Origin of the sequence: Rubrobacter marinus, from assembly GCF_011492965.1 — a bacterium.
In the GTDB taxonomy this organism is placed as follows: Bacteria; Actinomycetota; Rubrobacteria; order Rubrobacterales; family Rubrobacteraceae; genus Rubrobacter_F; species Rubrobacter_F marinus.
Genome location: NZ_CP045121.1, coordinates 3,840,650 through 3,851,392, shown reverse-complemented (window position 1 = coordinate 3,851,392; position 10,743 = coordinate 3,840,650). Strand labels below are relative to the sequence as shown.

15 protein-coding genes are annotated in these 10,743 nt (G+C 68.9%); 8 read left to right on the top strand and 7 right to left on the bottom strand.

Annotation, left to right across the window (positions count from 1 at the left end; genetic code table 11):
- Positions 1–6 precede the first annotated feature (6 nt).
- Complete coding sequence (locus GBA65_RS23715; RefSeq protein WP_207955961.1) at positions 7–396, top strand: PIG-L deacetylase family protein; 390 nt, start codon at positions 7–9, stop codon at positions 394–396.
- Positions 397–641: 245 nt separating this feature from the next.
- On the opposite strand, the gene GBA65_RS25600 is transcribed toward GBA65_RS23715, so the two are convergent.
- The 3 genes from GBA65_RS25600 to GBA65_RS19790 form a co-directional block, all read right to left on the bottom strand.
- Positions 642–776, bottom strand: a complete 135-nt coding sequence (locus GBA65_RS25600; protein WP_266096524.1) for a hypothetical protein — start codon at positions 774–776, stop codon at positions 642–644.
- 114 nt (positions 777–890) lie between these two features.
- The gene (locus GBA65_RS19795) at positions 891–1,391 is read right to left on the bottom strand and encodes a DinB family protein (protein ID WP_207955960.1); all 501 of its coding nucleotides are present in this window, start codon (positions 1,389–1,391) and stop codon (positions 891–893) included.
- A gap of 137 nt (positions 1,392–1,528) precedes the next feature.
- Entirely contained in the window at positions 1,529–2,005 is a 477-nt protein-coding gene (locus GBA65_RS19790; protein WP_166398012.1) for a hypothetical protein, read from the bottom strand.
- A gap of 163 nt (positions 2,006–2,168) precedes the next feature.
- Here GBA65_RS19790 and arsM point away from each other — a divergent pair, with 163 nt between their 5' ends.
- The 4 genes from arsM to GBA65_RS19770 are packed head-to-tail and all read left to right on the top strand — an operon-like array spanning position 2,169 to position 4,200.
- Positions 2,169–2,933, top strand: coding sequence for an arsenite methyltransferase (arsM, locus tag GBA65_RS19785; protein WP_207955959.1), 765 nt, complete (start codon positions 2,169–2,171; stop codon positions 2,931–2,933).
- Positions 2,934–3,353 carry an ArsR/SmtB family transcription factor gene (locus GBA65_RS19780; protein ID WP_207955958.1) on the top strand — a complete coding sequence of 140 codons (420 nt, stop codon included), beginning with the start codon at positions 2,934–2,936 and terminating at the stop codon, positions 3,351–3,353.
- Positions 3,350–3,793 (top strand): arsenic resistance N-acetyltransferase ArsN2, encoded by a 444-nt coding sequence (arsN2, locus tag GBA65_RS19775; RefSeq protein WP_166398011.1) that lies wholly within the window; start codon positions 3,350–3,352, stop codon positions 3,791–3,793. The genes GBA65_RS19780 and arsN2 overlap by 4 nt, the downstream gene beginning before the upstream one ends.
- Positions 3,790–4,200, top strand: coding sequence for an arsenate reductase ArsC (locus GBA65_RS19770; RefSeq protein ID WP_166398010.1), 411 nt, complete (start codon positions 3,790–3,792; stop codon positions 4,198–4,200). The genes arsN2 and GBA65_RS19770 overlap by 4 nt, the downstream gene beginning before the upstream one ends.
- Positions 4,201–4,488: 288 nt before the next feature.
- Here the strand turns inward: GBA65_RS19770 and GBA65_RS19765 are convergent, their stop codons facing one another.
- The 3 genes from GBA65_RS19765 to egtD all read right to left on the bottom strand — a co-directional run bounded on the left by GBA65_RS19765 (position 4,489) and on the right by egtD (position 6,804).
- Positions 4,489–5,097 (bottom strand): excalibur calcium-binding domain-containing protein, encoded by a 609-nt coding sequence (locus tag GBA65_RS19765; RefSeq protein WP_166394819.1) that lies wholly within the window; start codon positions 5,095–5,097, stop codon positions 4,489–4,491.
- A gap of 165 nt (positions 5,098–5,262) precedes the next feature.
- Complete coding sequence (locus GBA65_RS19760; RefSeq protein WP_166398009.1) at positions 5,263–5,781, bottom strand: OsmC family protein; 519 nt, start codon at positions 5,779–5,781, stop codon at positions 5,263–5,265.
- 87 nt (positions 5,782–5,868) lie between these two features.
- On the bottom strand, positions 5,869–6,804 hold the full coding sequence (gene egtD, locus GBA65_RS19755) for an L-histidine N(alpha)-methyltransferase (RefSeq protein WP_166398618.1): 936 nt from the start codon (positions 6,802–6,804) through the stop codon (positions 5,869–5,871).
- A 674-nt stretch (positions 6,805–7,478) separates the two neighbouring features.
- On the opposite strand from egtD, the gene GBA65_RS19750 reads away from it, so the two are divergent.
- The 3 genes from GBA65_RS19750 (at position 7,479) to GBA65_RS19740 (ending at position 8,684) form a co-directional block, all read left to right on the top strand.
- Entirely contained in the window at positions 7,479–7,874 is a 396-nt protein-coding gene (locus GBA65_RS19750; RefSeq protein ID WP_166398008.1) for a hypothetical protein, read from the top strand.
- A complete protein-coding gene (locus tag GBA65_RS26880; RefSeq protein ID WP_166398007.1) occupies positions 7,864–8,118 on the top strand; it encodes a type II toxin-antitoxin system RelE family toxin in 255 nt (84 codons plus the stop codon). Before GBA65_RS19750 ends, GBA65_RS26880 begins: the two co-directional genes overlap by 11 nt.
- A gap of 149 nt (positions 8,119–8,267) precedes the next feature.
- Positions 8,268–8,684 carry an excalibur calcium-binding domain-containing protein gene (locus tag GBA65_RS19740; protein ID WP_207955956.1) on the top strand — a complete coding sequence of 139 codons (417 nt, stop codon included), beginning with the start codon at positions 8,268–8,270 and terminating at the stop codon, positions 8,682–8,684.
- A 511-nt stretch (positions 8,685–9,195) separates the two neighbouring features.
- On the opposite strand, the gene GBA65_RS19735 is transcribed toward GBA65_RS19740, so the two are convergent.
- Entirely contained in the window at positions 9,196–10,656 is a 1,461-nt protein-coding gene (locus tag GBA65_RS19735) for a phospholipase D-like domain-containing protein (RefSeq protein ID WP_166398006.1), read from the bottom strand.
- Between the last annotated feature and the right edge of the window lie 87 nt (positions 10,657–10,743).

The window sequence follows — 10,743 nt, the reverse complement described above, 5'->3', positions numbered from 1 at the left end:
GGGGCGATGGCCGACGGCCCCGACCGCCCGACCGCGCTCTTCGTCTCGCCCCACCTCGACGACGTGGCCTTCTCCTGCGGCGGCGCCCTCGCCCTCCTCGCGCGGGAGGGCTGGAGGACGGTCCTCGCGACGGTCTTCACGCGGAGCGTCCCCGACCCCACCGGCTTCGCCCTCGCCTGCCAGACCGACAAGGGCCTCCCCCCCGAGGTCGACTACATGGCGCTCAGGCGCGAGGAGGACCGCGAGGCCGCGAGGCGCCTCGGCGCGGGGAGCACCTCTGGCTGGATCTCCCCGAGGCCCCTCACCGCGGGTACGGCTCCGCCCCCGAGATGTTCGCCGGGGTTCCCGAAGGGGACGACGCGTGGCGGGACGTCGCCGGGCTCCTCGAGGGCCTGATCCGGACCCACTCCCCGACGTCGTCCTCGCCCCGCAGGCCCTCGGGGCGCACGCGGACCACTTACAGGTCGTCCGGGCCGTGCGCGAGCTGGACGCCCCGGGGCGGAGGTCGCCTGGTACCGCGACGCCCCCTACGCCACCCGCAACCCCGACTCCCGCCCCTCGCCCCTGCTGCCCGCCGGGCTCTCCGAGGGGGCCGTCGACGTAGCGCGAACGCTCGCGGCCAAGCTCTCGGCATGCGCCGCCTACACGACCCAGCTCGGCTTCCAGTTCGGCGGCGAGGAGAACATGCGCCAGGCCCTGACCGCCTTCGCCGACGCCGAAGCCCGCCGGCTCGGCTCGAAGACGACGGCCGCCGAGGCCATGCTGTACCATGGCACCGGCCTACCCTTCCGCTAGCCCACCCGTTTGCCCCCGCCCCGGCCGAAGAACGAGCGGGCGGCGCGGATATCATCCTCTCGGGCACGCAGGAGGCGTGGGCTCCCGCGCCAGGTTCAGGGCCGTATGACGCGGTGCAGATCGAGAACCGGGGGAGGTACGTCCGTCTGGCAGAGCATGTCGTGGACCTGTCCGCGGTGGTGGGTCTCGTGGTTGAAGAAGTGCGGTAGCAGGACGTCCACGGGGTCTTGCACGGTCCTGCCCTCGTTGTTCTCGTAGCGGATGGCGCTCCTTAGAAACCCCTCGTCGATGCCCGCTACGAACTCCTCGATGCGGGCGTCCTCCCTCTCCCTCGCCTCCCCGAGCTTCTCGAACCCCTCGTAGAGGATGGTGTCGAGGCCCGTGGAGGGGACCACCTCGCCCGAGAAACGCGCGAGCCAGATGCGGTCGCCGACCAGGAGGTGGTTGAGGGTGCCGTGGATGCTGCCGAAGAAGGCGGGCCTCCGTGCCTTGCGCTCAGAGTCCGTGAGGCGCGCGCAGGCCTCGTAGAGGCGGCGGTTGGCGAGGCGGTTGTAGGCGGCGAGCATCCGGAAGTGCCCCAACAGCCCGTCGGTCAACCCCGGCCTCCCTCCTGACGATGGCACCGGCACGAGCACGAGCCCGGCGCCCGAATACTCGAAACGATCGCATGTTCGCACGTTCCCGCCATGCCGGCCGAAAGAGCGCGTAGCTTATCCCGAGCGGACGTCGATCGTCAGCACCCGCACGGCGCCAGAAACCCCGTCACCATGGCGTCCACCGCAACGATCCCACGGTAGCGCGCGACGGAGACGCGATGGTTGCCGTCGAGCACGAAAAACTCCCCGCCGAGCTTATATAGCTCCACCGGCGGCAGCGACTTCCCCTTCCGAAGCGCCAGATGCACGCCCCTCCACCTGTCGCCCAGGCACGAGCAGGCCGGCAAGAAGCCGCGGTCGAAGTCCGCGCACCTGCCGACGCTCCCGGAGATCCTCGCCACCTCCACGATCTCGAACCCCCGGCAGCACTCCTCAAGCACGCCCGAAGACCCGCTCGCCTCCCCAAAGCACGCGAGCCGGCCGGCGACGTCCGACCCAGAACCCCGGAGGCCGGCACCGAGCCTCCTCACCCACCGCCCCAACACCTCCCGGCGACGAGCGCGGACAAACCCCCGGTGAGCCTCCTGCCCCGCGTCCTCGCCTCCCAGCATCATCGACGTCTCCGATCTACCCTTGACGAATCAACGTTTGTTGATCTAACATGGTATCAAATATTGTTGATGTAAAGAGGTGAGGCGCTCGTGGGCGAGGAGCTGAGGCGAAGGATCGGGGAGAGGTACGCCGAGGCCGCCCTCGCGGTTCGGGGTGTAGGCGAGGGTGGCGAGGCGTCTTCCTCGTGCTGCGGTCCTTCCTGCTGTGGACAGGACGAGGGGCGTCGACGGAAGGCATGACCGCGGGGAGCTACTCCGGGAGGAGAAGGGGGAGCTGCCGCGTCTCGCGGCCGAAGCTTCGATGGGCTGTGGGAACCCGGTGGCGCTCGCGGCGCTCTCTCCCGGGGAGGTCGTGCTGGATCTCGGGAGCGGCGGGGGCATAGACGTGCTCCTCTCGGCCCGGCGTGTTTCTCCGGGCGGAAAGGCCTACGGATTGGACATGACGGACGAGATGCTGGATCTGGCCCGCGAGAACGCCCGGGAGGCCGGGCGGGAGAACGTCGAGTTCTTGAAGGGCGAGATCGAGGAGATCCCCCTTCTGGACGGTCACGTGGACGTCGTGATCAGCAACTGCGTCATCAACCTCTCGACGGAGAAGGAGAAGGTCGCGAGCGAGGCGTTCCGGGTGCTCAGGCCCGGCGGGCGCTTCGCCGTCTCCGACGTGGTCTTTCTCGGCGAGAAGGCGAGGCTCCCGGAGGGCGTGGTCCGGAGGGTCGAGCTCTGGTCCGGCTGCGTCTCCGGCGCGCTGGAGGCGGCGGAGTACGAGAAGATGCTCCTCTCAGCGGGCTTCGAGGGCGTCTCCGTCGAGGTCACGCACGCCTACGAGCCCGAGACGATCGAGGGGCTCGGGGGACCCGAGGCCGTCCGGGCGCTCCGGGAGGTCCCCGTAGCGAGCGCCTTCGTCCGGGCCCGCAGGCCGGAGGGGAAGTAGGTGGCGCGGCGGGAGCTCGAGGTGCTGCCGGGCGGCGCGCGACGCGACGAGCCCTACGGCGCCGTCGGGGAGGAGCGCGTCGAGAGGCTCGTGGCCCTGGGACGGGCGCTCTCCGACCCGATCCGGGTGCGGATGCTCGGGATGATGGCCGAGGGCCGGGGTTGCTGCCGCCCGTCGCTGGATCGCGCCGTCCCCGCCGAGGCGGACGAGGAGGACCTCGGCCTCTGCGTCTGCGAGTTCGAGGACCACTTCGGCATGGGCCAGTCCAGGGTCTCCTACCACGTGAAGAAGCTCAAGGAGGCCGGCCTCGTGCGGGAGCGAAAGCGCGGCAGGTGGAGCTTCTACTCCCTGAACGAAGACGTCGCCCGGGAGCTGCTCGGAGAGGCGGCCGGACACCTCCGGCTCGGGGAGCCGCGATGAGCACGCGAGTAGGGCCCGCGCGCGGCGAGGACTTGACGGAGATCCTGGCCCTGCTCGAAGGGAGCGGCCTGCCGAGGGAGGGGCTGGAGGGGCATCCGGCGCTGGTCGCGAGGGAGGGGGAGCGCGTCGTGGGCAGCGCGGCACTGGAGCTCTACGGGTCGTCGGCCCTGCTGCGCTCCGTCGCCGTCGCGGACGGGCGGCGAGGCGAGGGGCTCGGCGGTCGCCTGACCCGGGAGGCGCTGGCTCTGGCCCGCGAGCGCGGGGCGAGGCGCGCGTACCTCCTGACGCAGACCGCGGACGGCTTCTTCCCGCGCTTCGGGTTCCGGCCCGTACCGCGGCCGGAGGTGCCCGAGGAGGTTCGGGACTCCGTCGAGTTCGTCTCGGCCTGCCCCGGGAGCGCGCGGGCCATGTTCCTGAACCTCACGGAAGGAGCACGATGAGCAAGAGCCGGGTTCTCTTTCTGTGTACGCACAACTCCGCCCGCTCCCAGATGGCCGAGGGGCTCCTGCGTCGCCTCGCCGGGGACCGCTTCGAGGCCCACAGCGCGGGGACCGAGGCCACGCACGTCCGCCCGCTCGCCGCGAGGGCGATGGCCGAGATCGGGGCGGACATCTCCCGCCAGGAGTCGAAGACGCTGGAGCGCTACCTCGGGGAGCCCTTCGACTACGTCGTCACCGTCTGCGATTCGGCCAACGAGGCCTGCCCGGTCTTTCACGGGGCGAAGCAGCGCCTCCACTGGTCCTTCCCGGACCCTTCGCAGGCGACCGGTACGGAGGAGGAGCGACTCGGGGTGTTCCGCGCGGTGCGCGACGAGATCCGCGCCCGGATCGAAGGGGAGCTGCTGTAGAGCGAGCTGGGTTGAAGCTCGCCACTCGCCCGAGGACGAGAGCGACCGCCAAGAGCCCTTCCCGACCGGGGACGGGCGGCGCGGTCGTTGGCGCTTCCCGTCCCCCATCAGGCAGCCAATCCGAAGGCGACGGACCGTCGCCCCGATGCCCGGCGAACATCCCCGGAGAAGCGAAGTTCCCTACGGGGTACGTGCCTCCCTGGGCTGGATCGGCCGCCGGAGGCACGTACCCGAGCTCGAACTACGACTGGCTCTGCCGCGAGACCAGGCACAGCACGCTGGACCCCATCAGGAGGAGAACCACGCCCGTGGCGACGAGCGCCAGGTCCGGTCCCCGGTGGCGGGCAGCTCCGTAAGGGAGGAGGTGGACGTCTCCGCCGGTTGGACGGGAGCGGCGGAGCTCTCCTCGGGGGCGTCGGCCTCCGGTTGCGGGAGCGCCTCGGTCGGGGGCGCGGAGAACGTCTCCTCGCAGGCCAGGCCGTCGCCGTCGGCGTCCAGGGCGTTGGGATCGCCGGGGTCGGCGTCGAGGACCGCCTGGGCCTCCTCCCGGGAGGCGAAGTCGACGCAATCCAGATCCGCGCCGCCCTCGTACTGGCCTCCGTACTGGCCCCCTTCGCAGCCCTCGGGGAGCACGCACGCCGGCTCCTCCCCTCCGACGGTGTTGCCCTCGTCGTTGCAAGCCACTCCGTCGCCGTCGGGGTCGAGGTTCAGCGGGTCGGTGGAGGCCCCGGGACCCTCGTTCGTGCCGTAGGCGGGGGAGTCGAGCGTCGCCTGGGCCTCCTCCTGGGTCGGATATTCGGCGCAGGAACCGTAGACGTAGGACGTCGCCCCCGCCGCCGGCGCGAGCGCCAGCACGGCCGTTGCGCACAGCGCGACCAGCAGTAGCAGCCTTCTCATGTCGTCTCCTTCTCGCTCCTCGTGGACCTGTGGAGACGGCATGTTATGCAGGCGGCGCGGCTCCGGACAACGCCCTACGCGCCGTTCGGGCCAAAGATCAAACTATCGGCTATTCCTTTTCTACTTTCGGTGGATGCTCCGGGCGCGACGCCTGCGTGGACGCCGCTACTCCTCCGTCCCCCGGACCCACTCCGTCTCGAGCTTCGGGGGTGTGGCGAGGGTCTGGAGGACGACGCAGTACTGCTCGGTCTTCTCGTGGAGCCCCTCGAGCTGTTCGGCCGTCGCCTCGGGGGCGTCTATCTTGAGGACGAGACGGACCGTCTCGAAGCCGACGGGCGCGTCCTTGGAGATGCCCAGGGTGCCGGCGAGGTCGAGGGTGCCCTCGGCGACCGCCTCGATGCTCTTCGTGGGGACGTTCATCGCCGTCGCTACCATCTGGCAGGTGATCTGGGCGCACGCGGCGAGCGCTCCGAGCAGGAGGTCGCCCGAGCAGGCCGCGGTGCCCATTCCGCCCACACCCGCGTGCGCCTCCGCCTCGTAGACCGCGCGCCCGATGTCCACGGAGCAGGACATCGGGGTGTCCGTCTCGCTCCCGCTCGCCCGCAGCGTTATCCGGGAGGAGCCCGGCTCGTCGCGGTACCTCTGCTTGAGGGGCTTCTGTATCGACCGAAGATCCGTGCTCATGCTCACCGCCGTGTGGTTGGCTTGCTTTCCCGCCCCACTATACATGCGACCCATGCCGACGCCACGCGCGGTCATGCCCCCGTGGGTCTACGCGCGCCCGAGGGCCAGGCCGAACAGGTCGTCGGGGTCGGTGTAGAGCTCCGCGAGCTCGAAGCCGCCCTCGCCGAACATCGCCCGCGCGGATTCCAGGGTGAACTTGGTGCTGATCTCCGTCCGCATCCCCTCCCCGGCCTCGAACGCGACCTCCATCCCGAGCGCCTCGACGTGGGCCTTCTGCGCGACCTCCGAGTGGAGCCACATCTCGACGCGGGACTCCTCCCGGTCGAAGACCGAACGATGCTCGAAGAGGTCGGGGTCGAAGCTCGCGCCGAGCCTCTCGTTCAGGACGCGCAGGAGGTTCTTGTTGAAGGCGGCGGTTATCCCCTTCGCGTCGTCGTAGGCGGCTTCGAGGACGGCCGGGTCCTTGACCAGGTCCATGCCGACGAGGAGGTGGTCTCCTTCGCGGAGCCCGGCGCGCAGCTTCCCGAGAAACTCGCGGCGCTTCTCCGGGGTGAAGTTGCCGATGGTCCCCCCCAGAAAGATCACGAGCCTCCCAACGCCTTCGCCGTCCCCGGAGAAGACCCTCTCCAGAGGGCCCTCGAAGTCGCCGACGTAGCCCCGGATCTCGAGCCTCGGGTACTCCTCCAGGAGCCTCACGGCGCTGCCCTCCAGCGCGCTCTCGCTGACGTCGAGCGGGGCGTAGCGGAACGGGTCCGCCTCCTCCTCGGCCATCGCGTCGAGCAGGACGCGGGTCTTCGAGGCGGAGCCGCTCCCGAGCTCGACAAGCTCCCGGCAGCGGGTGCGCTCCACGATCTCCCGGGACTTGGCTTCCAGGATCGAGGCCTCCGTCCGCGTCTGGTAGTACTCGGGGAGCTCCGTTATCTCCTCGAAGAGCTCGGAGCCGCGCGCGTCGTAGAAATACTTGGGCCACGCGGAGAGGTCCTTCGGCTTCGAGAGCAGGCCCGACCGTACATCCTCGGCCATCCTCTTGGGGTCCGCTCCCGACTCGCCGAGGCGCTCGATCCTGGCCCTATCGGTCTCCCAGATCACACCGGTCCCCACGCGGATCTCCTCCCCTCGACTGAAGCCAACAGTGGAAGATCATACACAAACCCCGGCCCGCAACCTCTGGACATGCTTTCGGAGAAGGCACGAGCCGGCGCAGGGTCAAGCCGAAGGGTTACCGCCTGATCGCGCACGGTCGCCGCACGCGAGATCCCTCCGAGCCGCCGGACGATAAGGAACGGCGCCACCGCTTCGAGCGGGTCAAGGCAATGCTCAGGCCCGAGGCGATCCCCGTCGATCTCGCCGAGATCCGCCTGCGTCGGCGGACGACTAGGGCCCTAACCGAGGCTCTCACGGGCCGCCGGAGCAACCCCTACCTGGAGCCCCGATTGCATAGGAAGAGGTGAGCGAGCCTTTATCCGATTACGAGAAGGTACGAGGAGAGAAACGGAACCCTTCTAGCTCCGGGTTGGAAGCTGTATAGGTCCTATTTGGGGCCGTAGCGGGGGCGAGTTGGGAGTAATGAGGCAGGTCGCACAGGGAAAAGCACGCAGAATGCTCATCCAATGTAGAATCCGCCCACTCTGTTGACGGAGCTAGCAACATCGCTACTTTTGTCAACGGGGACGTGCTGACCCCAGGGAGGATGGGCGGTGGAGAGCGGCATGGAAGCCAGATACCTAACTAACAAAGAAGGCGAACGCCTCGGGGTAGTCGTCGATGAAGACGAGTATGAGAAGCTTCGCAACGCCCGCGAGCAGCTCGCGCAAGCGGAAAAGCGCTACGACGAAGCCAGGGAGTTCCTCAAGGAGACGCTGAGGCTAGCTCGATCGCTTGGGGATGATGCCTACCAAGCTGTGCTTGCGCAAATAATGGACGGATTGACAAAGGAAGCGAGCAACTCGGAGCAGGCTCGGGAATACCTGGAGGACTTTGAGGACGTCCTCGCGGAAGTAATAGCCGACGAGGACATGGACCGAATCGAGCGCGGAGAGGCCGAGGTGATCCTCTGGGAGAGATCTAAAGCCCGGCGGCGCGGTGAGCTATAGCCTCTTCATCGAGGTCAGAACTGATAAGGAACTCGGGAAGCTACCGCAAGACGCGCAAGACCGCATAGACGAAGCGATAGACGACCTTGCAGACGATCCCAAACCACCCGCCTCTCGCAAGCTTCAAGGTCGGGAAGGTTACAGACTCAGGGTAGGGGACTATAGGGTACTGTATGCGGTAGACGATACCGAGATGAGGGTAATCGTCACCCGCGTGGGCCATCGCAAGAACGTGTACCGGTAGGAAGCAAGATCACGTTAAGCGGTTCCTTCGGGGCCGCTATCTCGTGGGAGGGATCGTTGTTGACCGAGGCATGGCTCCATGCCTACCATTGGCCTCGTGGGGGAGGGTGATGCAGGCTCCTCTCCGAGAGTGCGAACCAAGGAGAGTTGATGAGACGATTCATGCTTCTAGTCGGCCTGTGCGCGGTGCTCGTGTCGGTTTTGGCGACCGCTGCCTACGCGCAGACGAGCGGACCGAGCGGGGCGGACGGGACCTACAACTGCGTCGACTTCACCGATCAGGGGCAGGCGCAGGAGTTCTATAACAACGACCCCGGCGACACGAACGGGCTCGACGAGGACGGCGACGGGATCGCTTGCGAGAGCCTGCCGACGGCGGTGCCCGGCGACGACGGCGGGACGGTTCTCGTACCGGCCGGGGGCGGCGGCTACCAGTACGTCGAGCCGACGACGCCGGCCACGACCACGACCGCCGCCACGGCGCTGCCGGCGACCGGCGGCCCCTCGTTGGCGCTGCTCGCAGGCGCGCTTCTGGTAGGCGCAGGGCTGGTGCTGCGCCGCCGATAGCGAAAGGAAAACGCGAGGGAGGCCTGCGACTCCCGGGCGACGAAGTAGCGCGGCCCCCTCGGGGGCCGCTTTTCTGTGGGAGGAGGTGACAAGAGTGCCAGAGCAGATGGGCGATCACGCGATGCTGAACGCACAAAACGTTAAGTGCCGCCCGGACCGTAGCCGATTTGGGCGCCCGCTTTCGGCTTCTATGCGGCTGATCGCGGAAGGCGCAACGTCGCAAGCCAGCGCGAACTGTCCTTGGCTGAGGCTGCGCTCAACCCTCGGCCTCACGAGCTCGTCGCCGGAGATGCCGGGCTCCGACGTGAGGAGGTACGCTACCTTCTCGTGCTTGCGTGCAAGGTAGACCGTCGCGTTTCCGTAGAGGAACCGGGCGGGCCGCTGTACCCGGAGCCTGCCACCGTGGGAGAAGATGTGTATGGGGCTTCCAGGTTTGAGCTTGCTGACAGCGGAAACGTCCTCGGAACTCGACTACCTCGAAAGCTCGCCCGATCTAGAAAACGTAGGGCATTTATTCGGACCCTGCGTCAGTACCCGACTTCCTGTTTGCTGCCCGCTCGGACCACTCGCGCTGCGCGACCTGGAGGAGCCCGAGGGAGCCGGCGAGGCCGCCGACTGCGGCCAGGGGCCAGGCGACGGCGCGCGGGTGGCGGGCCGCCAGCGCCGAGAAGCCTAGAGTGCCCGTGGCGAGGGCCGCGCCGATGGCGCGCTCGTAGGTGTTCATGGGGGAGCCGCTCGCGGTGAGGACGCCGCCAACCCGGGAGACCGTCGCGACGGCGCGCGCCCCGCTGCCGCGGCCGCGGGTCCCGCGCTGGGCCCGCCGCTCCACGCGGCTGATGCGGCGTTCGGGGCGGGCCTGGAGCGGCCGCTCTCTGTAGGGGGTGAAGCTCCTGGGCTTGCTCAGCAGGATCTCGCGGGCGTCCGCGAGGTCCTCCTCGAACATCGCCTCCATCTCGGCCCCGAAGGCGCGGTCCTCGGCGAGGAGGTCTATCTCCCAGTTTGTCAGGAGGCCCGAGACGTTCAGGTTCGTCGAGCCGACCCGGCCCCAGAGCCCGTCGGCGACGCTCGTCTTCGCGTGCATCATCAGGCCGCCGTACTCGAAGACGCGCACCCCCGCCTCCAGAAGCTGGCGGTAGCCCGTCCTGCTCAGAAGGCCGATCCAGGGCAGATCGTTCGTCGCGGGCAGCAGTATCCTCACGTCGACCCCGTCGCGGGCGGCGGCCATGAGGGACTGGGTGAGCGTGGGGGTCGAGAGAAAGTACGCGTCGGCGATCCACATGCGATCCTCGACCCCGGCCATGAGAAACTGCAACACCCGCGCGATGCGCGCCTTGCCGGGCTCCTGGATGATCACGCGCACGGCCTTGTCCCCGGCGACGGGCACCTCGTCTGCGTCCGGTCGCTCCTCGTCCGGCAGGGGCTCGCCCGTCTCGTCCCAGACGCCCGCGAAGGCCTCCTCGAGGTCGGCGACCGCCGGCCCGGTGACGCTCACGGCGGTGTCGCGGTAGGGGAGGTTCGTCTCGGGGGAGACCTTGAGCCACTCGTCGCCGATGCACACCCCGCCCGCCGAGGCGTACTCGCCGTCGACCGCGACGAGCTTGCGGTGGTCGCGCTTGAGAAAGTTCAGGGGCTCCCGGACGGCCGGCGGGTTGACCGCCCTCGCCTCGACCCCGGCCTCGCGCATCCTCCTCCAGAACGAGCCCGGCACGTCCGCCGAGCCGAACCAGTCGTAGAGGACGCGCACGGCAACGCCCTCGCGCGCCTTCTCGCAGAGCGCGTCGGCGAAACACCGGCCGATACCGTCCGACCTGAAGATGTAGTTCTCGACGTGGACCCACCTCTTCGCCCCCCCGATGGCCGAGAGCCAGGCCTCGTAGGTCGCGGGCCCGTTGCGCAGGAGCACGAGCTCGTTCCCCCGCCTGAGGGGCGCGTCGCTGACCCTCCCCATCGCCCTGTAGACGCCGTTGACCATGCTCCAGAGTCTACCCCCACGGCCCCGAGCGGTCAGCGGACGGGGTTCGTCCGCCCGGCGGGGAGGTATAACCCCCTTGCTCGACAC